The organism is Blastococcus sp. CCUG 61487, from assembly GCF_005222955.1.
Lineage (GTDB): Bacteria > Actinomycetota > Actinomycetes > Mycobacteriales > Geodermatophilaceae > Blastococcus.
The window spans coordinates 19,248-41,415 of record NZ_LWUA01000112.1; the positions used below are offsets into that span (position 1 = coordinate 19,248).

At 74.4% G+C, this 22,168-nt stretch carries 21 protein-coding genes; 5 read left to right on the top strand and 16 right to left on the bottom strand.

What is annotated here, in order from left to right:
- Nucleotides 1–216, top strand: coding sequence for a hypothetical protein (locus A6V29_RS07315; protein WP_137159690.1), 216 nt, complete (start codon nt 1–3; stop codon nt 214–216).
- A gap of 84 nt (nt 217–300) precedes the next feature.
- Here the strand turns inward: A6V29_RS07315 and mftG are convergent, their stop codons facing one another.
- The 4 genes from mftG to A6V29_RS07335 form a co-directional block, all read right to left on the bottom strand.
- Nucleotides 301–1,776, bottom strand: a complete 1,476-nt coding sequence (gene mftG, locus A6V29_RS07320) for a mycofactocin dehydrogenase MftG (protein ID WP_137159691.1) — start codon at nt 1,774–1,776, stop codon at nt 301–303.
- Between the two features lie 3 nt (nt 1,777–1,779).
- Nucleotides 1,780–3,117, bottom strand: coding sequence for a class I adenylate-forming enzyme family protein (locus A6V29_RS07325; RefSeq protein ID WP_249933087.1), 1,338 nt, complete (start codon nt 3,115–3,117; stop codon nt 1,780–1,782).
- A complete protein-coding gene (locus A6V29_RS07330; protein WP_137159692.1) occupies nt 3,114–3,983 on the bottom strand; it encodes an MBL fold metallo-hydrolase in 870 nt (289 codons plus the stop codon). The genes A6V29_RS07325 and A6V29_RS07330 overlap by 4 nt, the downstream gene beginning before the upstream one ends.
- Nucleotides 3,984–4,122: 139 nt before the next feature.
- Entirely contained in the window at nt 4,123–5,466 is a 1,344-nt protein-coding gene (locus A6V29_RS07335; protein WP_137159693.1) for a M23 family metallopeptidase, read from the bottom strand.
- A gap of 194 nt (nt 5,467–5,660) precedes the next feature.
- Here A6V29_RS07335 and A6V29_RS07340 point away from each other — a divergent pair, with 194 nt between their 5' ends.
- Both A6V29_RS07340 and A6V29_RS07345 read left to right on the top strand, forming a co-directional pair.
- Entirely contained in the window at nt 5,661–6,725 is a 1,065-nt protein-coding gene (locus A6V29_RS07340; protein ID WP_137159694.1) for a Glu/Leu/Phe/Val family dehydrogenase, read from the top strand.
- Between the two features lie 187 nt (nt 6,726–6,912).
- Nucleotides 6,913–7,092 carry a DUF3073 family protein gene (locus A6V29_RS07345; RefSeq protein ID WP_249933088.1) on the top strand — a complete coding sequence of 60 codons (180 nt, stop codon included), beginning with the start codon at nt 6,913–6,915 and terminating at the stop codon, nt 7,090–7,092.
- 109 nt (nt 7,093–7,201) lie between these two features.
- Here the strand turns inward: A6V29_RS07345 and purM are convergent, their stop codons facing one another.
- A complete protein-coding gene (gene purM, locus A6V29_RS07350) occupies nt 7,202–8,263 on the bottom strand; it encodes a phosphoribosylformylglycinamidine cyclo-ligase (RefSeq protein ID WP_137159696.1) in 1,062 nt (353 codons plus the stop codon).
- Complete coding sequence (gene purF / locus A6V29_RS07355; RefSeq protein WP_137159697.1) at nt 8,260–9,798, bottom strand: amidophosphoribosyltransferase; 1,539 nt, start codon at nt 9,796–9,798, stop codon at nt 8,260–8,262. Before purF ends, purM begins: the two co-directional genes overlap by 4 nt.
- Nucleotides 9,799–9,958: 160 nt before the next feature.
- Between purF and A6V29_RS07360 the strand changes: the two genes are divergently transcribed.
- On the top strand, nt 9,959–10,612 hold the full coding sequence (locus A6V29_RS07360; RefSeq protein WP_137159698.1) for a DUF5701 family protein: 654 nt from the start codon (nt 9,959–9,961) through the stop codon (nt 10,610–10,612).
- 12 nt (nt 10,613–10,624) lie between these two features.
- On the opposite strand, the gene A6V29_RS07365 is transcribed toward A6V29_RS07360, so the two are convergent.
- The 7 genes from A6V29_RS07365 to purS form a co-directional block, all read right to left on the bottom strand.
- Complete coding sequence (locus A6V29_RS07365) at nt 10,625–11,236, bottom strand: MBL fold metallo-hydrolase (protein WP_137159699.1); 612 nt, start codon at nt 11,234–11,236, stop codon at nt 10,625–10,627.
- Nucleotides 11,236–12,321: an S-(hydroxymethyl)mycothiol dehydrogenase gene (locus A6V29_RS07370; protein ID WP_137159700.1), complete on the bottom strand. Its 1,086-nt coding sequence runs from the start codon at nt 12,319–12,321 to the stop codon at nt 11,236–11,238. The genes A6V29_RS07365 and A6V29_RS07370 overlap by 1 nt, the downstream gene beginning before the upstream one ends.
- 24 nt (nt 12,322–12,345) lie before the next feature.
- Nucleotides 12,346–13,125, bottom strand: coding sequence for an acyl-CoA thioesterase domain-containing protein (locus A6V29_RS07375; RefSeq protein WP_137159701.1), 780 nt, complete (start codon nt 13,123–13,125; stop codon nt 12,346–12,348).
- Between the two features lie 62 nt (nt 13,126–13,187).
- Nucleotides 13,188–13,577: a sterol carrier family protein gene (locus A6V29_RS07380; protein ID WP_137159702.1), complete on the bottom strand. Its 390-nt coding sequence runs from the start codon at nt 13,575–13,577 to the stop codon at nt 13,188–13,190.
- On the bottom strand, nt 13,577–15,889 hold the full coding sequence (gene purL / locus A6V29_RS07385; RefSeq protein ID WP_137159703.1) for a phosphoribosylformylglycinamidine synthase subunit PurL: 2,313 nt from the start codon (nt 15,887–15,889) through the stop codon (nt 13,577–13,579). The genes A6V29_RS07380 and purL overlap by 1 nt, the downstream gene beginning before the upstream one ends.
- The gene (gene purQ, locus A6V29_RS07390; protein ID WP_137159704.1) at nt 15,886–16,557 is read right to left on the bottom strand and encodes a phosphoribosylformylglycinamidine synthase subunit PurQ; all 672 of its coding nucleotides are present in this window, start codon (nt 16,555–16,557) and stop codon (nt 15,886–15,888) included. The genes purL and purQ overlap by 4 nt, the downstream gene beginning before the upstream one ends.
- 8 nt (nt 16,558–16,565) lie before the next feature.
- Nucleotides 16,566–16,805: a phosphoribosylformylglycinamidine synthase subunit PurS gene (purS, locus tag A6V29_RS07395; RefSeq protein ID WP_040338692.1), complete on the bottom strand. Its 240-nt coding sequence runs from the start codon at nt 16,803–16,805 to the stop codon at nt 16,566–16,568.
- 134 nt (nt 16,806–16,939) lie between these two features.
- Here purS and A6V29_RS07400 point away from each other — a divergent pair, with 134 nt between their 5' ends.
- Complete coding sequence (locus A6V29_RS07400; RefSeq protein ID WP_137159705.1) at nt 16,940–19,111, top strand: Ig-like domain-containing protein; 2,172 nt, start codon at nt 16,940–16,942, stop codon at nt 19,109–19,111.
- A gap of 13 nt (nt 19,112–19,124) precedes the next feature.
- Here A6V29_RS07400 and A6V29_RS07405 read toward each other — a convergent pair whose 3' ends face one another.
- From A6V29_RS07405 to purB, 3 genes are all read right to left on the bottom strand, one after another.
- Nucleotides 19,125–19,865 (bottom strand): PKD domain-containing protein, encoded by a 741-nt coding sequence (locus tag A6V29_RS07405; protein WP_137159706.1) that lies wholly within the window; start codon nt 19,863–19,865, stop codon nt 19,125–19,127.
- 90 nt (nt 19,866–19,955) lie between these two features.
- Nucleotides 19,956–20,822: a phosphoribosylaminoimidazolesuccinocarboxamide synthase gene (locus A6V29_RS07410; RefSeq protein ID WP_137159707.1), complete on the bottom strand. Its 867-nt coding sequence runs from the start codon at nt 20,820–20,822 to the stop codon at nt 19,956–19,958.
- A complete protein-coding gene (purB, locus tag A6V29_RS07415) occupies nt 20,822–22,129 on the bottom strand; it encodes an adenylosuccinate lyase (RefSeq protein ID WP_137159708.1) in 1,308 nt (435 codons plus the stop codon). Before purB ends, A6V29_RS07410 begins: the two co-directional genes overlap by 1 nt.
- Nucleotides 22,130–22,168 lie beyond the last annotated feature (39 nt).

The following is a 22,168-nucleotide window of genomic DNA, read 5'->3' on the forward strand; positions in this document are numbered from 1 at the left end:
ATGCTCTCGACGCTCCTGGTCATCGCCGGTGTCCTCGTGGGGCTGCTCGTGCTGCTCGCCGTGATCGTGAGCCTCAGCGCCCGGCCCGCCACAGTCGCGCGCGACTCGGCGTCGACGCGGAGCGAGACCTGGGTCGCCCAGGCCGGCCGCCCGCACCCCGATGCCTGGTCGCCGGCGACCAGCACGACGACCAACGAGATGCCCGCCGTCCGCTGAGTCGTCCCCCCGGTCTCCGAGGTCCCGGTGGCTGCGGCATGCGCGCCGCCGGGACCTCGGCCCGGGCTCCGCGGCTGAGCCGGCTCAGGTCATGAGCTCGGCGGCGCGCTCCCCGAGCAGGATCGCCGTCGCCGCCGTCCCCCGGCTGGGCACGGTCGGCAGCACGGAGGTGTCGACGACGCGCAGCCCCGCCACGCCGCGCACCCGCAGGTGCTGGTCGACGACGGCGCCGGGGTCGGAGTCGGGCCCCATCGGCGCGGTGCCCGAGAGGTGCACCGCCGTCGTCACCCGCTCGAGGAGCCAGGCGTCGAGCACCGCGTCGTCCTCCAGGACCGCGTCGGGCAGCGCCGCCGAACGTGCCGCGACCTCCGCGAACGCCGCGCTGCCCAGCAACGCCGCCGCGGTGCGGACGCCCTCGCGGAGGCCGTGCCGGTCGTCGGCCTCGCCGAGGTGGCCGTACTCCAGCCGCGGCGGGCCGATCGGGTCGTCCGGTGCCAGGCTCAGCCGGCCGCGGCCGACCGGGTGCTGGAGCCCCACCGAGACGGCGGGTTCGGCGTCGCCGGCGAAGGGGCGCAGCCAGGGCATGAGCTCCACCTCCCGGCGGCTCCCGGCCAGGGGGAGGTGCAGCAGCCCGTGCAGGGCCGCCGTCGCCGGGGGCAGCGCAGAATCGGGCCGATAGGGGACGTAGACCAGCGGGTGGTCGCTGAACGCCGAGCCGACGCCGGGCAGGTCGGCCACGACTTCGATCCCCGCGGCGCGGAGGTCGCGTGCGGGCCCGAGGCCCGACACCAGGAGCAGGTAGGCCGAGCCGACGGCGCCCGCGCTCAGGACGACCTCGCCCGCGTGGACGGGCCCGTCGTCGGTCAGGACGCCGACGGCGCGGCCGTCCTCGACCAGGACCCGCCGGACGGCGACACCCCCGCGCACGGTCAGGTTGGGCAGCGCCCGCCGCGGCGCCAGGTAGGCGATCGCCGCGTTGATCCGCACCCCGCGGTCGACGTTGAACGGGATGCGGCCGTAGCCGGAGGGGGACTCACCGTTCTTGTCCGGCTCGTCGGGGAGCCCGAGCTCGGCGCAGGCGGCGGCGAAGGCGTCGGCCAGCGGTGAGGGGCTGGGCAGCCGGCGGACCGGCACCGGCCCGTCGTCCCCGTGGTCCGGGGAGGTCCCGAAGTCGTGGTCGGTCTCCAGCCGGCGGAAGGCCGGGAGCACCGCGTCGTAGGTCCACAACGGTCCGGCCGCCCACGCGTCGAAGTCCGCCCGCCGCGCGCGCACGAAGACGGCGGCGTTCACCGCGCTCGAACCGCCGGCGATGCGGCCCCGCGGCACCCGGGCGGCCCGGCCCGGGATGACCTCGGCGGCCAGGTCCCAGTTCGCCGCGTGGCCCGGCGCGGCGGCGGCCAGGCTCGCCGGATCGAGCACCTCGGCGGGCCACTCCTCGCGGCCCAGCGGTACCGCCCCGGCCTCGAGCAGCAGCACCTCACGGCCCGCATCGGCCAGCCGGGCGGCCAGGGCGCACCCGGACGTGCCGGCGCCCACCACGAGGACGTCGGGCCGGCTCACCGCTCAGGTCCCGTCGAGGCCCAGCACGCCGGGCAGGTCGAGCCGGCGCACCTTGCCGGTGGAGGTGCGCGGCAGCTGGTCGAGGCGGTGCAGCGCCTTGGGCCGCTTGGCCGCCCCGAGCCGCTCCCGCGCCCAGGTGGACAGCTCCAAGGGGTCGGCCTCGCCGACGTAGGCGCCCACGACCAGCTGCCCCCACTCGGGGTCCGGCACCCCGAAGACGGCGCTCTCCACGACGCCGGGGTGCGCGTCGAGCACCGCCTCCACCTCGGCCGGGTAGACGTTCACCCCACCGGAGATCACCAGGTCCTCGCGGCGGCCGTCCAGCCAGACCACGCCGTCGTCGTCGACCCGGCCCAGGTCGCCCACGGTGACCAGGTCCCCGCGCCAGGCCGCGGCCGTCTTCTCCGGCGCCCGCCAGTACTCGAAGCGGGCCCAGCGCGGCACCGCGCACCACAGCTGCCCGCGTGCGTCGGTCTCCAGCCGCCGGCCGGGTCGCGCGCGGCCCACGCTGCCGGGGCGGGCCAGCCAGTCCTCCGGCGAGCAGACGGTGAACTGCGCCTCGGTCGAGCCGTAGAACTCCCAGACGCTGCCCTCCGGGAGGGCGGCGAGCACGGCCCGCTTCAGCGGCTCGGGGCAGGGGGCCCCGGCGTGCACGAGCCGCCGGAACGACGACCAGTCGACCGGCGGGCCGTGGCCGAGCAGCCGTTGCAGGTGGGTCGGCACGCAGAAGGTGGTGGTGGGCCGCAGGGTCCCGATGGCCTCCGCGGCGCGGGCGACGTCGAACGGGCCCGGCAGCGCCACCTCTCCCCCGGCCAGCAGGGTGTGGATCGCGAAGCGCAGCGGCGCGCTGTGGTGCAGCGGGGAGAGCACGAGGTGCCGGTCGTGCGGGCCGAAGCCCCACAGGTCGATCTCCTCGGCCGCGAGCGCGCGGGCGTCGTCGTCGGCCAGGACGCCGGACCACACGCCCTTGCGCCGTCCCGTCGTCCCCGACGTGTAGTGCATCGGCCGGGCGAGCGGCACGTCGGCGAGGTCGGCCTCGTCGGTGCCGGTGAGCAGCCGGGCGGGGTCGTCGGCGACGTCCAGGGCGGGGTCGGCGTCCTCGGCCAGCGCCGCCCGCTCCGCGGCCGGCAGGCCCGGATCGAGGACGACGGGCACGATGCCGGTGCGCAGCGCACCGAGGACGACGGCCAGCAGCGCCGGCGACGCCGCCGCGGAGACCAGCAGCCGGTCCCCGCGACGCACGCCCGCGGCGGCCAGCGCCGCCGCCGCCCGCCGCTGGTCCCGCTCGCTCTCCGCGCTGCGGACGACCGGCACCTGGCCGGAGCTCACGGCTCGACTCACGCCGGGCGCACCGTGCCGTCCGGCGCCTGCTCGACACGGCCCTCGGCGCGCAGCTTGTCCAGGGTCGCCCTGGTCGACTGCGCGGCCGCGAACCAGACATTGCGCGGCACCTCGGCGTAGATGCTCGCGACCAGCTCGTCGACGGTCGTCGCGCCGTCCTGCAGCGCCGCGAGCACCTGGCCCTCGCGGTAGGCCCGGTGGGCGACGTAGTAGTCGAGGACGGCGCCGGGGTCCTCGGTCAGCTCCGGCCCGTGGCCGCAGTAGAGCGCGCTGGGGCCGAGGTCGCGCACCCGCCGCAGCGACTCCAGGTAGGCGACGACGTCTCCCTCGGGATGAGTGACCACCGACGTCCCGCGGCCGAGCACGTGGTCGCCGACGAGGACGGCGCCGGACTCGATGCGGAAGGCCAGGTGGTCGTCGCAGTGCCCCGGGGTCGGGACGACGTCGACCGTGGTGCCGGCCAGCCGCAGCCGGTCGCCCCCGGCCAGGACCCGCCCCTCCGGCCCGGCGACCTCGGGACGGCCGGCCATCACCTGGGCGCCGAAGCGGGCCGACCAGGGCAGGGCCGCCTCGGCGTGGTCGCCGTGGTGGTGGGTGACCAGCACCGCGGCGCACCGGGCGCCCCGGGCGGCCAGCGCCTCCTCGACCGCGGCGAGGTGCGCGGGGTCGTCGGGTCCGGGATCGACGAGCACGGCCTGTCCGCTGCCCGGTGCGCCCACGAGGTAGGTGTTCGTACCGTCCAGGGTCATCCCCGAGGGGTTCGGCGCGAGGACGCGCGTGACCAGCGGCTCCAGGTCGGCGGTGCGCGGCAGCGTGCCCGGTGCGGGCAGCTGCCAGGTGGCGCGCGGATCTGCCGGTGCGTTCATCCTCGGCACGCTAGCCCGACGGCCCGTCCGGCCGGGATCAGGGGCACTGCGGCCCGCCACCCATCCCCGAGGTGGCGGACCGCAGTCGTCTGCGGCAACCAGTCGTCTCCGGCAACCGGTCGTCTCCGGCCAGTCGTCCTCAGCACACGGTGCCGAGATCGACCCCGCGTGCCCGCAGCCACGGCACCGGGTTGCTGTGGCCGCTGTACATGAGGCCGCGCGGGTGGACCTCGAAGTGCAGGTGCGGCCCGGTGGACTGCCCGCGGTTGCCCACCTCGGCGATCACCTCGCCGGCACGGACCCGGTCGCCGGCCCGCACGAAGTAGGTGTTCACGTGGCCGTACACGGTGACGTAGCCGTCGTCCCCGAGGATCCAGATCGCCAGGCCGAACCCGCTGGCGGCGCCCGCCCGCTGCACCACGCCGGAGTGGGCGGAGTACACGGGAGTTCCGATCGGGGCGGCGATGTCCACCCCGCCGTGCAGCGATCCCCAGCGCGGTCCGAAGCAGCTGGACACCCGGCCCGACGTCGGCCGCACGTAGGGGCCCCCGCCGGCCGACGAGCCGCCCCCGCCGGTCGACGAGCCGGAGCCGGAGGAGTTCCGCGCGGCCGCAGCGGCCGCGGCCGCCTCGGCCGCGGCGCGCTCGGCCGCCGCCCGTGCCGCCGCCTCCTCCGCTGCCTTCTGCTGCTGCCAGGCCAGGTGCGCGTCGCGGGCGCCCTGGAGCTGCAGCAGCTGGATCTGCGCGCCCTGCAGCTGTTCCTCGTAGGCCGACTTCTGCGCCTCGATCTCGGCGTAGGCGCCCTGCTGCGCGGCCAGCTGCGCGTCGGCCTGCGCCTTGGCCGTCGCCGCCGCCTCTTCCGCGGCGGCCATCTCGTCGCGCGCGGCGCGGGCCGCCGACTCGGCGTTGGCCTGGGCGATGCGGGCGACCTCCATCTCGGCCAGCACCTCGACCTTGTTGGCGCCGACGTAGTCGAGCAGCGCCGCGCGCTGCAGGAGTTCCCCCGGCCCGTTCGCGTCCAGGAGCGCCGCGGAGCTGCTCAGCGCGGTGCCCTGCATGTAGCTGTCCCGCGAGAAGGAGGCGATGCGGACCTGGGCCGCGGCCACGCCCTGCGCCGCCAGCTCCAGCTGCGCGGCGGCCTCCTCGGCCCGGCCCTGCGCCTCCAGCAGCGCCTCCTCGGCGGCGAGGTAGGCGGTGCCCGCGGCCTCGGCCTGCACGCCCACCCGCTCCAGCTCGGCCTCGGCGGCGGCCACCAGCCCGGCGATGCGTCCGACCTCGGCCGCGGCGGCCGCCTGCTGCGACTTGGCGGCGTCGAGCTGGCTGTCGGTGGGGTTCGGCGGCGGGGGCGGCAGGGCGAGGGCGGGCGAGGCGGTGGCGACCAGGGTGGCGCCGGCGAGGACGGCGACCAGCGCGGCCCGCACCGGACGGGCTCGGCGGTCACCGGAGCGCGCGGACGCCGGTCCTGACGGGCGGCGCTGGAACATGACGAGCTCCCGGGGAAGGGGACGGGCGAGGCGTGCCCGGCGAGGTTCGCACCGTCACCGTTCGTCACAAAGGCAACACGCGCAACATTCGCCGCGCCGTGACGAGAACGTTCAGTCACCGTCTCAACACGATCGGTATGTCGACTTCGACGTCCCGCCGACCGTTGCCGCGGGCCGATCTACGCTCTGCAGCCGTGGACATCCTCGATTCGGGCCACGAGCAGGTCGTGTTCTGCAGCGATCGGGAGTCCGGCCTCCGCGCGGTGATCGCGGTGCACTCCACCGCCCTCGGTCCTGCCCTGGGTGGCACGCGCTTCTACCCCTACACGTCCGAAGCGGACGCGGTCGCCGACGCGCTGCGCCTGTCGCGGGCGATGACCTACAAGAACAGCCTCGCCGGGCTGGACCTCGGCGGCGGCAAGGCCGTGATCATCGGCGATCCGCGTACGGACCGGACCGAGGCGCGGCTGCGGGCCTACGGGCGCTTCGTCGAGGCGCTCGGCGGCCGGTACCTCACCGCTTCCGACGTCGGCACCACCAACGCCGACCTCGACGTGGTGGCGCGGGAGACCCGGTTCGCACACGGCCGGTCGGAGGCCCGGGGTGGGTGCGGCGACTCCTCGGTGCTCACCGCCTACGGCGTGTTCCTCGGCATGCAGGCCGCGGCGCTGCACTGCTGGGGCACCCGGTCGCTGGCCGGCCGCACCGTCGCCGTGGCCGGAGTGGGCAAGGTCGGTTCGCACCTCGTCGGGCACCTCGCCGAGGACGGCGCCGAGATCCTGGTCGCCGACGTGGACCCGGCCGCCGTCGAGCGCGTGCGCGCCCGCCACCCGCAGGTGACGGTGGTGCCCGACACCGCGACGCTGGTCCGCACCCCGCACGACGTCTACTCCCCCAACGCCCTGGGTGGGGCGCTCGACCCGGAGACGGTCGCGGTGCTGCCGTCGCGGATCGTCTGCGGCGGCGCGAACAACCAACTGGCCACCCCGGAGGTGGCCGAGCAACTGCGCGGGCGCGGCATCCTCTACGCCCCGGACTACCTGGTGAACGCCGGGGGCGTCATGCAGGTCGAGGACGAGCGGCACGGCTTCTCGTTCCCGCGCGCGAAGGCCAGGGCCGAGGGCATCGTCGACGTCGCCCTGCGGGTCTTCGCACTCGCCGACGCCGAGGGCGTGTCGCCCGCGGTGGCCGCCGATCGGCTGGCCGAGGAGCGCATCAGGTCGGTGGGCCGGCTCGCGACCATCCGGCTCCCCGGCTGAACGCCCCGCCCCGCTCGGGGGAGGGACGTGTGCTCGACGCCGATCCGTGACGTAAGGTTGGCCAAGACATAGTCACTCAGTCGGGGTCGCCACGCGGGCCGTCCAGCCCGGGGGCTGGACCTCCGCACTCCGTAGCGAGGGGGTCGAGCCGATGGGGCGCGGCCGAGCGAAGGCCAAGCAGACACGCGTGGCCCGTGAGCTCAAGTACAGCTCACCCAACACCGATCTCTCTGCCCTGCAGAGGGAGCTCGCAGGTTCCACGCCGTCCTACGCCCCTGCGCGGGCCACGGACGACGAGGACCAGGACGAGTACCGCGACCGCTGGAACGACGGCGACGCTGACGACGACTGGGCCGCCAGCCGCTGACGCGGCACACCGGACACGTCACGCACCGACGACACCGCGCCCCCTCGGGGACGCGGTGTCGTCGCGTGCCGCTCGAGCACGGTCCGGCAGCCGGCGTCCCTGACGCCGTTCAGCGGTAGGAGCCCTCGAGGCGGGCGGTGGCGCCGTCGCCCTCGACGGCGCGGATGCTGCCGACGACCCACGCCGGCACGTCCGCGGCGGTGAGCTGGGCGACCACCGTGTCGGCCACCTCGGGCGCCACGGCGGCCACCATGCCGACGCCGCAGTTGAACGCGCGCTCGGACTCCTCGCGCGGCACGCCGTGCTCCTCCATGAGGCGGACGGCGGCCGGCAGCGCCCACGTCCCGCGGTCGAGGACGGCCTCGAGGCCGGGCGGGACGACCCGGGCGGTGTTGCCGGCCAGCCCACCACCGGTGATGTGGGCGAACGCGTGCACCGCCTCGACACCGTGCCGCTCGACCAGGGCCAGGCAGTCCCTGGCGTAGATCCGGGTCGGCTCGAGCAGCTCCTCGCCCAACGGCCGGGCGAGGCCGGCGGGCGTGCCGGCCAGGTCGAGACCCGCGGCGCTGACCACCCGGCGCACCAGCGAGTAGCCGTTGGAGTGGAAGCCCGAGGACGCCATCGCGACGACGACGTCGCCGTCCCGCACCCGCTCCGGACCGAGGACGGCGTCGGCCTCGACCACGCCCACGGCGGTGGCGGCGAGGTCGTACTCGTCGGGCTCCATGAGGTCGCCGTGCTCGGCGGTCTCCCCGCCGACCAGGGCGGCGCCGGCCTGGGTGCAGCCGGCGGCGATGCCGGTCACGATGGCGGCGATCCGCTCGGGGACGACCTTGCCGCAGGCCACGTAGTCCTGGAGGAACAGCGGCTCGGCACCGCAGGCGACCAGGTCGTCCACCACCATGGCGACGAGGTCGATGCCGACGGTGTCGTGCCGGTCGAGCTGCCGGGCGAGCGCGATCTTCGTGCCGACGCCGTCGGTCGAGGAGGCCAGCAGCGGCTTGCGGTACTTCTGGGTGTCGAGGGCGAACAGGCCCGCGAAGCCGCCGAGCCCGCCGACCACCTCGGGCCGGTTCGTCCGCTCGACCGCCGCCCGCATGAGGGTGACGGCGCGCTCCCCGGCGTCGATGTCGACCCCGGAGTCGGCGTAGGTGAAGCGCTCGGTCGTCACGGCCGCGTGAGCGCGTCCTCGGCGCCCCCCGGCACCGTCGCGCTGCCGGCCTGCTGGCCGGTCCACCCGGTCATGGCCCGCTGGCCGAGGCCCTCGAGGACGTGCTTGCCGAGCACCTCCGGCTCTTCCAGCGGGATCGGGTACTCACCGGTGAAGCACGCGGTGCACAGCCGGCTCGCCGGCTGCTCGGTGGCCGCGATCAGCCCCTGCTCGGAGACGTAGCCCAGCGAGTCGGCGTTGATCGAGGCGCGCACCCCGTCGACGTCGAGACCGTTCGCGACCAGCTCGGCCCGGCTGGCGAAGTCGATCCCGTAGAAGCACGGCCACTTGACCGGCGGTGAGGCGATCCGGACGTGCACCTCGAGCGCGCCGGCCTCCCGCAGCATCCGCACCAGCGCCCGCTGGGTGTTGCCGCGGACGATCGAGTCGTCGACCACGACCAGCCGCTTGCCGCGGATGACGTCGCGCAGCGGGTTCAGCTTGAGCCGGATGCCGAGCTGGCGGATGGTCTGGCTCGGCTGGATGAAGGTGCGGCCGACGTAGGAGTTCTTGACCAGGCCCAGCCCGTACGGGATGCCGCTCGCCTCGGCGTACCCGACGGCGGCCGGGGTGCCGGACTCGGGCACCGGGATGACCAGGTCGGCCTCGACCGGGTGCTCCTTGGCCAGCCGGCGGCCGATCTCGACGCGGGCCGCGTGCACGCTGCGGCCGGAGATCGTGGTGTCGGGGCGGGCGAGGTAGACGTACTCGAAGACGCAGCCCTTGGGCTCCGCCGGGGCGAAGTGCTGGCTGCGCAGGCCGTTCTCGTCGATGGCGATCAGCTCGCCCGGCTCCACCTCGCGGACGACGGAGGCACCGACGATGTCCAGCGCCGCGGTCTCGCTCGCCACGACCCAGCCGCGCTCCAGCCGGCCGAGCACCAGCGGGCGGACGCCCTGCGGGTCGCGCGCCGCGTACAGCGTGTCCTCGTCCATGAAGGTCAGGCTGAAGGCGCCGCGCAGCTGCGGCAGCACCTCCATCGCGGCGGCCTCGACGGAGACGTCGGGCCGGGCGGCGATCAGCGCGGTGACCAGATCGGAGTCGTTGGTCGCCAGGAAGGCACCCGGAACGCCGGCGTCGGCGGCCTGCACGGCCAGCTCGGCGGTGTTCACCAGGTTCCCGTTGTGGCACAGCGCGAGGCCGGTGCCGGCCTCGGTGGTGCGGAAGGTGGGCTGCGCGTTCTCCCACGTCGAGGCGCCGGTCGTGGAGTAGCGGGTGTGCCCGACGGCGATGTGGCCGCGCAGGCTGCCCAGGGTGGCCTCGTCGAACACCTGGCTGACCAGCCCGAGGTCCTTGTAGACGACGACCGAGGCGCCGTCGGAGACCGCGATGCCGGCCGCCTCCTGGCCCCGGTGCTGCAGCGCGTACAGGCCGAAGTAGGTCAGCTTCGAGACCTCCTCCCCGGGCGCCCAGACACCGAAGACGCCGCAGGCGTCCTGAGGGCCGGGGAACTGGGGGTCGAGGTCGTGCGTCAGGAGACCGTCACCACGAGGCACGGGTCGAGCCTACCGGGGTCCGCCGCCCTGCCCAGTGCCGATCGGGTGTGCCGCGTCACCTCTGCGGGGTGTCGTCCCTGCTCGGCGGCGCGTCACGCGGGAACGGATCGGCGTGGGACGGCGTTGTCGAACGGTCCCCACGAGCCCCGGAGGTCCGCCCGTGCCCTCGCCCACCGCCCCGCTCACCGCTGCCCTGCCGCCCGCGACCGCGCAGGCCGAGCGCCTCGTCGCGCTCGGCGTGCACGACCTCGCCGGGCTGTCCGCCGACGACCTCCGCGCCGCGGCCGGCTCGCTCGCCCCGGGCGATCTGCTCGCCCTCCGTCCCGACCTGGCGCCGGCCTCGGCGCTGGCGCCGCTGCTCGAGCTCGACGGCAGGCCGGGCTTCGTCGTCGCCGACATGACCGACGTCGACGCGTTCGCCCCGATCGAGGGCGTCGCGCTGCCCTCCTCCCCGGTCTACGCGGTCAGCGGACTGGACCGCGGCGACGAGATGCTGAACTGGAGCCCGGACGAGGCGCTGCCCGCGATCACCGCGGCCGGCCGCACACCGCTGGTGCTCACCGAGGGGATCCACTGGCTGCTGCAGTGCCCCGACGTCCTGGAGCGCAACGTCTGCTTCATGACGATCGGCTCCCGCCTGGTGAAGGCGAACGGCCGGCTGGACGCGCGGACGCCGGCGCTGTGGATCAGCAACGGCACCGGCCGGGACGGCCGCGAGCGCCGGGGCGCGCCCAAGGTCGGCTGGTGCTGGGCCGGCAACCGGCACACCTGGCTGGGCTTCGCGTCGACCTCCGGCCGGGCCCCGCTGCCCTGACCCCAGGCGGCTTCAGTCGTCCATGCTGCGCAGTTCCGCGGCGATCGTGGTGTCGTCACCGTGACCTGTCCGCACCACGGTGTCCCCGTGCAGGCTGAACAGCTGTGACCTGATCGAGGCGAGGATCGTCGGGTGGTCGCTGAACGACCGCCCGGTGGCTCCGGGCCCGCCGTTGAACAGCGTGTCGCCGGTGAACACGGTGGTCAGGTCGGGGGCGTGCAGGCAGGTGCTGCCCGGGGAGTGCCCGGGCGTGTGCAGCGCGACGAGCTCGGTGCCGGCGACGGCGAACCGCGTCCCGGGCGCCAGCTCCCGGTCCGGTTCGGCGTCCGGATGCGTCATGTCCCAGAGCATCCGGTCCGCGCTGTGGAACCAGATCGGCGCGCCGGTCGCCTCGCGCAGCGCGGGCGCGGCGGTGATGTGGTCGTTGTGCCCGTGGGTGAGCACGATCGCGGTGACCCGCCGCCCGCCGATCGCCTCGACGATTGGGGCGGCGTCGTGCGGGGCGTCGATGACGAGCACCTCGTCGTCGTCCCCGACCAGCCAGACGTTGTTCTCGACGTCGAAGTCCTGCCCGTCCAGGGAGAACACACCCGGGACGACGACCTTGTCGATGCGGGGAGCCATCAGAGCACCACCACGCTGCGCAGCACGTCGCCGCGGTGCATCTTCTCGAAGGCTTGCTCGACGTCGTCGAGGCCGATCGTCTCGGTCACGAAGTCGTCCAGCGGGAACCGGCCCTGCAGGTAGAGGTCGACGAGCATCGGGAAATCGCGGCTGGGCAGGCAGTCGCCGTACCAGGAGGACTTCACCGCGCCGCCGCGGCCGAAGACCTCGGTGGCGGGGAGGGTGATCTCCATGCCCGGCGTCGGCACGCCGACCATGACGACCCGGCCGGCGAGGTCGCGGGCGTAGAAGGCCTGCTCGAACACGGCGGGGTGGCCGACGGCGTCGATCGCGACGTCCACTCCGAACCCGCCGGTGAGCGCCTTGATCGCCTCGACCGGATCGGTCTGCTTCGAGTTCACCGTGTGAGTGGCCCCGAAGCCCCTCGCCCACTCCAGCTTCCGGTCGTCGATGTCGACGGCGATGATCGTCGTCGCTCCGGCGAGCTTCGCACCGGCGACGGCGGCATCGCCCACGCCGCCGCAGCCGAACACCGCCACGCTCTCCCCGCGCTGGACGGCGCCGGTGTTGATCGCCGCACCGACCCCGGCCATGACCCCGCAGCCGAGCAGGCCGGCCGCGGTCGGCGGTGCGGCCGGGTCGACCTTGGTGCACTGCCCGGAGTGCACGAGCGTCTTCTCGACGAAGGCGCCGATGCCGAGGGCGGGCGACAGCTCCGTGCCGTCGGCGAGCGTCATCCGCTGCGCGGCGTTGTGGGTGTCGAAGCAGTACTTCGGCTCGCCCTTCAGGCAGGCGCGGCACTGTCCGCAGACGGCGCGCCAGTTGAGCACGACGTAGTCGCCGACCGCGACGTTCGTGACGCCCTCGCCGACGGCCGAGACCACACCTGCCGCCTCGTGGCCGAGCAGGAACGGGAAGTCGTCGTTGATGCCGCCCTCGCGGTAGTGCAGGTCGGTGTGGCAGACCCCGCACGCCTGGACGTCGACGACCGCCTCCCCCGGCCCGGGATCGGGTACCAGGATCGTCTCGATCGTGACCGGCTCACCCTTGCCGCGGGCGACGACACCGCGCACCTCGTAGGCCATGCGCCGAGCCTAGGGCCGGTCTGCCTATCGGCGCTCCTCGCGCATCCGCTCCCGGATCCGCGGATCGGGCAGCGCGCCGGCCACGCAGTGCCCGATGAGCCCGTCCCGGTCGTACATCCAGGTGGTGCCGAACGCCACGCCGTCGGCACCGAGGTGACCGGCGCTCTCCAGGCCGATCCACTCCCCGCGCGGGTCGCGCGCCAGGTACATCGTCACGTCGGTGTTGATGAACGCCAGCCCGTCGGGCCCGGAGTTCGACAGCGGGTTGGTGAAGTCGGCCATGAGGGACGCGCGCAGCAGCGGCGTCAGGGGTTCGCCGGCCACGAAGTCGGCGGTCTCGCGCAGCCAGACGCGCCCCGGGCCGGGCGCACCCCACTCGTTGATCCGCCGGACCTCCCAGGTCATCGGGCCGGTGGGACCGCCCTCGATCGACTCGGGCGCCGGCACGTCCCAGGGCTCCGGCGTCCACGGCCCGGAGTCCGGGTGCTCGGAGCGGCGGAGCAGCACGGCCGAGCCGCGCAGCACCTCGATGTCGCCGGCGCGCACGCTGACGTCGACAGCACGCAGCCGGCGGCCGTCCCGGGTGCGCCGGGTCTCCACCAGCAGCGGGACCATGGGCACCGCGCGGACCATGTCCACGGTCATCCTGGAGAGCTGGAACTCCGGGTCGGCGCCGTCGTGCTGCACGCCCCAGCCGATCAGCCCGCCCATGTGGTGGCCGTTGAGCATCTCGTCGGACCAGGGGCTGGCGGCCACCGGGGACGGGACCAGGAACTCGCCGTCGCGCGTGAACGACGCCTGCATGACACCTCCGCGGAACGCCGGCGGCCGGTTCCGCACGGTGTGCCGAGCATGCCCGACGGGGTTCAGGGGCGACCGAGGGGGCGCAGCGGGAGGACCTCGCCCAGGTCCGCCCGGTTGCCGCTGGCGCTGACCAGGCCGTCGGCGAGCGCCTGCTCCCAGGCCAGCGCGCCCGTGACCAGGCGCAGCCAGGTGGCGGCGTCGGTCTCCACCACGTTGGGCGGCGTGCCGCGGGTGTGCCGGGGCCCCTCGATGCACTGGACGGCGACGTGCGGCGGCACCCGCACCTCGACCGACCGGCCCGGGACCTGCTGGGCGAGCCAGCGGGCGCTCGTCCTCACCGCGGTGCCGACGACGGCGCGCGGTGGCTGCTCGGCCGCGCCGTCCAGCCAGGCGCGCACCGGCTCGACTGCGGCGCGCAGGTCCTCGGCCGGGATCGGCGCGGCCCCGGCCATCAGCTGGTCGGGACGGTGCCCGCCGGGACCGTGCCGACCGGGCGGGTCCCGGCACCAGCCTCGGGGGCTCCGAAGAGCGCGGGCAGCGTGGCGCTCCAGGCGGCCCGCAGCTCGGCCAGCGGCAGCTCGAGCAGCCCGTCGAGGGCCAGGGCGTCGCCACCGGTCGTCCCCAGCTCGGTGACCGGCACGCCGGCCCACTGCGCCGCCTTCTTCACCCCGCCCGGGTCGCCGGTGGTGACGACGACGCGGCCGGCGGACTCGCTGAACAGGGCCGTGAACGGGTCGCCGTCGAGGCGCAGCCGGGCGCCGACGTCGTAGCGCAGCGCGGACTCGGTGAGCGTCTGGGCCAGCCCGCCGTCGGCCAGGTCGTGCGCGGAGGAGACCAGCCCCTCGGAGGCCAGCGCGGCGAGCAGCCCGGCTAGTGCGCGCTCGGCGGCCAGGTCGACGGCGGGCGGCCGTCCGCCGAGGTGGCCGTGCACGACCGACGCCCACGCGGAGCCGCCGAACTCGGCCTTCGTCTCCCCGAGCAGCAGCACCGTCTCGCCGGGGGTGCGCCAGCCGGAGGGCACGCGGGTGCGGACGTCGTCGTGCACGCCCAGGACGCCGATGACCGGGGTCGGGTTGATCGCGACGTCGCCGGTCTGGTTGTAGAGGCTCACGTTGCCGCCGGTGACCGGCAGCCCCAGCTCGCGGCAGCCGTCGGCCAGGCCGCGCACGGCCTCGGCGAACTGCCACATGACCTCGGGGTTCTCCGGGGAGCCGAAGTTCAGGCAGTTGGTGACGGCGAGCGGCTTCGCGCCGGTGGCGGCGACGTTGCGGTAGGCCTCGGCCAGGTTCAGCTGCGCCCCGGTGTAGGGGTCGAGGCGGGCGAACCGGGCGTTGCCGTCCAGGGCCAGGGCGATGCCGCGGTGGCTGGCCTCGTCGAGGCGGACCACCCCGGCGTCCTCGGGCTGGGCGAGCACGGTGTTGCCGCGGACGTAGCGGTCGTACTGCTCGGTCACCCAGCTCTTGTCCGCGCCGTCCGGGCTGCTGACGACGGCCAGCCAGTGCGCCTGCAGCTCCGCGGGCGTGGTCGGCCGCGGCAGGGCGCCGGCGTCGTCGGCCTGCAGGGCGTCGAGGTCGGCGGGGCGCTGCATGGGCCGCTCGTAGACCGGGCCCTCGTGGGCGACGGTCCGCGGCGGGACGTCGACGATCCGCTCGCCGTGCCAGTCGACGGTGAGCCGGTCTCCGTCGGTGACCTCACCGATGACGGCGGCCAGCACGTCCCACTTGCGGCACACCGCGAGGAAGGCGTCGACCTTGTCCGGCTCGACGATCGCGCACATCCGCTCCTGCGACTCGCTCATCAGGATCTCGGCCGGCGTCAGGGTGCTGTCGCGCAGCGGGACGGCGTCCAGGTCGACGTGCATGCCGCCGGTGCCGGCGCTGGCGAGCTCGCTGGTCGCGCAGGAGAGCCCGGCGCCGCCGAGGTCCTGGATGCCGGTGACCAGCTTCTGCTCGAACAGCTCGAGGCACGCCTCGATGAGCAGCTTCTCGGTGAACGGGTCGCCGACCTGGACGGCGGGGCGCTTGGCCGGGCCTCGTTGCCCGTCCGCGGAGTCGTCGAAGGTCTCCGACGCCAGGACGCTGACGCCGCCGATGCCGTCACCGCCCGTGCGGGCGCCGAAGAGGATCACCTTGTTGCCGACGCCCTCGGCCTTGGCCAGGTGCACGTTCTCGTGCCGCATGACGCCGACGGACAGCGCGTTGACCAGCGGGTTGCCGGCGTAGCACTCGTCGAACAGCAGCTCCCCGCCGATGTTGGGCAGGCCGAGGCAGTTGCCGTAGCCGCCGATGCCGGCGACGACGCCGGGCAGCACCCGCGCGGTGTCGGGAGCGTCGGCGGGGCCGAAGCGGAGGCTGTCCATGACCGCGATCGGGCGGGCGCCCATGGTGAGGATGTCGCGGACGATGCCGCCCACGCCGGTGGCCGCGCCCTGGTAGGGCTCGATGTAGCTCGGGTGGTTGTGCGACTCGACCTTGAAGGTGACCGCCAGGCCGTCACCGACATCGACGACGCCGGCGTTCTCGCCGATGCCGACGAGCAGGGCGTCGCTCTTCGGCAGGTCGCCGAACCGGCGCAGGTGCACCTTGGAGCTCTTGTAGGAGCAGTGCTCGCTCCACATGACGCTGTACATCGCCAGCTCGGCGGTGGTCGGGCGGCGGCCGAGGATCTCCTTGATGCGGGCGTACTCGTCGGCCTTGAGTCCGAGCTCCGCCCAGGGCTGCGGGTCGTCGGGGCTCGTGGCGGCGTTCTCGACGGTGTCGATCACGCGTTCACGACCGCCTTCAGGACACTGGTGAAGAAGCCGAGGCCGTCGGTGCTGGGGCCGGTGAGCTCCTCGACGGCGTGCTCCGGGTGCGGCATGAGGCCGACGACTCGGCCGTTCTCGCTGGTGACGCCGGCGATGTCGCGGCTGGACCCGTTGGGGTTGCCGCCCACGTAGCGGAAGGCGACCCGGCCGTCGCCCTCGAGCCGGTCGAGGTCGGCGTCGGCGGCGACGTAGCGCCCCTCGCCGTTCTTCACCGGGATGAGGATCTGCTGCCCCTGCTCGTAGGCGCTGGTCCAGGCGGTGTCGGCACGCTCGACGCGGAGCCACTGGTCGCGGTTGCGGAAGTGCAGGTGGCTGTTGCGGGTCAGCGCGCCCGGCAGCAGGCCTGCCTCGCAGAGCACCTGGAAGCCGTTGCAGATGCCGAGCACGGGCAGGCCCCGCCCCGCGGCCGCGACGACGTCCTGCATGAGCGGCGAGCGGGCGGCGATGGCACCGGCCCGCAGGTAGTCGCCGTAGGAGAACCCGCCGGGGAGGACCACGGCGTCGACGTCCTTCAGGTCGTGGTCGCCGTGCCAGAGGGAGACGGGCTCACCGCCGGCGAGCCGCACCGCGCGGGCGGCGTCGACGTCGTCCAGGGAGCCCGGGAAGGTGATGACACCGATGCGCACGGTTCGCTTCAGTCCTTGGGGAGATGCAGTTCGACGTCCTCGATCACCGGGTTCGCGAGCAGCGTCTCGGCGATCTGCTTGAGCTCGGCCTCGTCGGGTGTGCCGTCGACCTCGAGCACGAAGTGCTTGCCCTGGCGGACGCTGCGCACGCTGTCGTGGCCGAGCCGGCCGAGCGCGCCGAGGACCGCCTGACCCTGGGGGTCGGAGATCTCCGGCTTCAGGACGACGTCGACGACCACCCGGGACACGCTGACGAGACTACCCGGAACTTTTTTCTTCCCTCCGGGCCTCGCGTTGTGCACACTGAGCCGCCTCCTCCCCGACGGGGGTGTTGAGCGGGCGAACGGCCTGGTCAGCTGCGCGCCCCGCCGAGGAGTTCGAAGTGCGTTCGCTGACGGTCGTCGCTGCCGCCGCGCTGGTCCTTCTGCCCGCAGCCCCCGCATGGGCGGCGAACGCCGCTCCCGTGGCCGTCGACGACGCCGTCGACGTCAGGAGCAGCATCGTCGACGCCGGCCCCGTGCCCATCGACGCGCTCGCCAACGACAGCGACCCCGATGGCGACCCGCTCACCTACACCGCTGTGACGCCTCCGGCGCGGGGGACCGCCACCCTCGAGGGCGGGCGACTCATGTACCGCTTCCCCTATCGCGCCGAGGGCACGGACACGTTCACCTACACGGTCACCGACGGACAGGGCAACACCGCGACCGGCACCGTCACCGTCGCCCTCTGGGTGGACCCGGGCACGCCACGCACCCCCGCGATCACCATCCCGGCGCCGGGGTCGGCGACGATGACCTGGACGGCGGCCCCGGGCGCGGTCCAGTACCGGATCTACCGGGACGGCGTGGTCGTGGACACCACCTCCGCGCTCACCTGGACCGACTCCGGGCTGCTCGACGGCACCGCCTACCGGTACGCGATCGCGGGGCTCAACGGCGGCGGCTTCGAGGGGCTCCCGCAGTGGCTCACCCGGAACCAGCGGCTGTTGACGCCGTCGGACCTGAGGGTGCTCCCGGTCGACGATCCGGCCGCGGTGTCGCTCGTCTGGCAGCGCCACGGCAGCTCCGGGCCCTGGCGCGTGTACCGGGACGGCGCCCTGGTGGCCACGACCAACGACCCCAGGTGGGTGGACCGGGGTCTGGTGACCGGCCGCGAGTACGGCTACCAGGTCCAACTGGTCGACCGGCCCACGCCCTTCGACTACGACGTCAGCCCGGACAGCGCCCTGACCGACGTCGTCCGGGCCACCCCCGCACCGCTCAGCCCCATAGCGCGGCTCTACCTGCTGCACCTGGTGCGCGGCAGCGGCGCCGGCGAGAGCGACCTCGGCGCGGTGACGGTTCCGGAGCGCGCCGTCCCGGGAGGACGCCAGCAGGACCACGTCAACGGCCTCATCGCGCAGCGGGACGGCGGCCCAGCCGTTGCCGTCCTCTACGACTTCGCCACCACCTACGTGGCGGCCGGCGGCGTCTCGAGCGAGCTCGGCTACCCGATCGCCCCCCTCGAGTGCGGACTGCGGGACGGCGGCTGCGCGCAGTCCTTCGAGGGCGGTGGCCTCTGGGCGTGGCAGATCGCGGATCCCCGGATCGTCCTGGACGAGGTGCATATCGCCTGGGCCAGGCACTCGCGGGAGAGCGGCCGGCTCGGTTACCCGACGGACGACGTGATCTGCGGCCTGCGCGCCGATGGCTGCTTCCAGGAGTTCCAGGGCGGGTCCATCTACTCGTCCCCCGCCACCGGAACGCACTCGGTCTTCACGCCGTACGAGGAGGTCTGGGCCCGGCACGGCTGGGAGGAGGGCCGGCTCGGCTACCCGACCAAGGACGAGGAGTGCGGCCCCGTCGGCGCCTGCTACCAGCAGTTCCAGGGCGGCATCCTGTTCTGGACGCCGGCCACCGGAGTGCGCGCGGTGTTCACGCCCTACAACGACTTCTGGGGCAACCGCGGCGGCGGCATCACCGGCCGCCTGGGCGCACCGACGACGGACGAGATCTGCACGCCAGGCCGCGGCTGCCACCAGAACTTCCAGGGCGGCACCATCCACTGGTCGCCGGCCACCGGCATGCACGCCGTCTTCACCCCCTACGGCCAGGTCTGGGCCCGGCACGGTGGAGACGCCGGCCGGTTGGGGTATCCGACCTCGAACGAGATCTGCACGCCTGGCCGCGGCTGCCACCAGAACTTCCAGGGCGGCACCATCCACTGGTCCCCGGTCGGCGGCATGCACGCCGTCTTCACCCCCTACGGCCAGGTCTGGGCCCGGCACGGCGGGGACGCCGGCCGGTTCGGCTACCCGCTGACCGAGGAGATCTGCACGGCGAGCGGTTGCCGCCAGGAGTTCCAGGGCGCCTCCGTCTACTGGTCGCCGGCCGGTGGGATCCACGCCGTCTTCGGCGGCCTCCGCGACACCTGGCTGCGGTACGGCGGGCCGATGGGCCGGCTGGGCTACCCACTCGGTGGCGAGGGTTTCTGGGCGGGCGCCTACCGGCAGAACTTCCAGGGCGGCACGATCGCGATCACCGGCTGGGGACCGCAGATCACCTACCGGTGAGGCATCCGAGCGGTCACTGCCGCCAGGTGTAGGTGCAGTCGGCCGCCGCCGTCCGGCCCGCCGGGTCGGTGAGCACGGCGCTCACCCGGTACGTGCCCGGCTGCTCGTAGGTGTGCGAGAAGATCGCGCCCAGGCGGCTGCTGGTGTCGGTGTAGATGTCGCCGTCGCCGTAGTCGATCGTCACCTCGTAGGGCGTCGGCGCGGTGATCTCGTGGGGGAAGCGTGGCGAGGCGCCGGCCCCCTCGGGGCAGGTCAGTGTCATCGAGAGCCCGGCCGCCGAGGCCGTCGCGGCCGAGCCGGGGGCCGGCGGCGGGGCGGGAGAGCCGGTCGTCGGCGCTGCAGCGGTCGGAGCGGCACCCGGAGCCGGGGTGGTCGGCGTGACCGCCTGCACCTCCGCCGAGGTGTCGGCCGGCGTCGAGTTCCCTCCCTGTCCCGCGATGATCGTCCCGACGGCGGCGCCCGCGAGCGCCAGGGCACCGACGATCACGCCGATCTTCTGGTTCCGCTTCCGCCGTCGCGAGCGGGCCGCATAGCTCTCCGCGGCGGAACGCTGGGGACGCGCCGGCTTGCGGTTCGCCGGCCGCGCACCTGCACCGCGCTTCGCGTCCGGTTCCGACGGGGCCGTCGTCCCGGAGATCTCGACGGTCTCGCCCGACGACGGGTTCCTGGCCGCCGCGGGCTTCTTCCTGGCCTTGGGCTGCGATCCGTGCGGCCGCGACTTCCGCTGCGGCTGCTTCCGTCCCCGTCCGCTCACCTGTCCGCTCCTCGACCGCGCGCGCTCCCGTGGCTGCGATCGGCGCAGTCTGCAGTCAGGCCCGCGGAGACGGAACCCCTTCGGCCGCGGTCAGCCGAACGCGGTACCGGTGAGCGTCTCGTAGGCGGTGACGTAGCGCTCGCGGGTGGCTGCGACGACGTCGGCCGGCAGCTCCGGCGGCGGCGAGACGCGGTCCCAGCCGGACGACGTCAGCCAGTCCCGCACGAACTGCTTGTCGTAGGAGGGCTGCACGTCACCGGGCGACCAGGTGGCCGCCGGCCAGAAGCGGGACGAGTCGGGGGTGAGCACCTCGTCGCCGAGCACCAGCTCGTCCCCGGAGAGGCCGAACTCGAACTTGGTGTCGGCCAGGATGATCCCGGCGGCCTCGGCGATCTCGGCCGCCCGCGCGTAGAGCGCCAGGGTCAGCTCGCGCAGCTGGATCGCCCGCTCCTCCCCGACGGCGGTGACGACGGCGGAGAAGTCGATCGCCTCGTCGTGCTCGCCGACGGCGGCCTTCGTCGACGGCGTGAAGACCGGCTCGGGCAGCCGCGACCCCTCGACCAGGCCGGGGGGCAGCGGCACGTCGCAGATCGAGCCGGTGCGCCGGTACTCCACGGTTCCCGACCCCGACAGGTAGCCGCGGGCCACGCACTCGACGGGCAGCATCTCCAGCCGGCGCACCAGCATCGCCCGGCCCTCGACGGCCGGGGGCACGTCGGTGGCCGACACCAGGTGGTGCGACGCCCCGAACCGGGCCAGCACCGGCGCCAGCTGGTCGAACCACCACACCGAGAGCCGGGTGAGCACCTTCCCCTTGTCGGGGATCGGGGTGGGCAGCACGTGGTCGTACGCCGAGATGCGGTCGGAGGCGACGAGCAGCAGCCGGTCGGGGGCGGCCGGGGTGGAGGCGTCGTAGATCTCCCGCACCTTGCCGCGGGCGACGAGCGGGAGGTCCATCAGCTCAGCGCCGCGAGCCGGTCGAACAGCGGCCCGAGGTTGGTGACGTAGCGCTCCGGCCGGCAGATCTCGTCCAGCCGCGCCTCGTCGAGCGTCACGCCGTCGGTCGCCGCCCGGGCGCGCAGCGTCTCGCGGAACGGGACACCCGAGTTCCAGGTCTCCATCGCCGCCCCCTGCACCAGCGCGTAGGCGTCCTCGCGGGAGAGCCCGCCCTCGACCAGCTCCAGCAGCACCGACGAGGTGTAGATCAGCCCGCCGGTCGACTCGAGGTTGGCCCGCATCCGGTCGGCGTCGACGACCAGGTTCTCGACCAGCCCGGTGGTCAGGTGCAGCAGGTAGTCGGTGGTGATCGCGGCGTCGGGCAGGAAGACCCGCTCGGTCGACGAGTGCGAGATGTCCCGCTCGTGCCACAGCGGGATGCCCTCCATCACCGGCACGATCGCCGCCCGCACCACCCGCGCGAGGCCCGCGATGCGCTCGGAGCGGATCGGGTTCTTCTTGTGCGGCATCGCGCTCGAGCCCTTCTGGCCCGACCCGAACGCCTCGGACAGCTCGCGCACCTCGGTCCGCTGCCCGTGCCGGACCTCCAGCGCGATCGCCTCGCAGACGGTGGCGATCACGGCCAGGGCCGAGACCCACTCCGAGATCGAGTCGCGGATGACCACCTGGGTCGACGCGTCGGCAGGCTTCAGCCCCAGCGCGTCGGCGACCGCCACCTCGACCGACGGGTCGATGAGGGAGTACGTGCCGACGGCGCCGGAGATGGCGACGACGCCGACCCGCTCGCGGGCGGCCTTCAGCCGGTCCCGCGACCGGGCCATCGCGAAGGCGAGGTCGGCGACCCGGTGCCCCCACACGACCGGCTCGGCGTGCACGCCGTGGGTGCGGCCGACCCGGATCGTCTCCCGGTGCGCCAGCCCGTGGTCGCGCAGCGCGGCGACCAGCCGGTCGGCCTTGGCCAGCAGCACGTCGGTGGCGTCGGTGAGCTGGACGGCGAGCGCGGTGTCGAGCAGGTCCGACGACGTCATGCCGTGGTGCACGTAGGCGGCGGCCGAGCGGGGCTCGGTGTTGTCCGCCCACGCGGTGAGGAACGCGATGACGTCGTGCTGCGTCGTCTCCTCGATCTCCGCGACCCGCTCCGGGGTCGGCGGAGGCGCGTTGCGGACGGGCTCCACGACGTCGGCGGGCACCCGTCCGGCGGCGGCGTGCGCCTCGAGCACGAGCGTCTCCACGCGGCACCACAGGTCGTACTTGTGCTGGTCGCTCCAGACCCGCCCCATCTCGGGGAGCGTGTAGCGCTCGATCATCCGGCCCACCTCGTCGCCATCGGCACGCCCCCTAGTCTT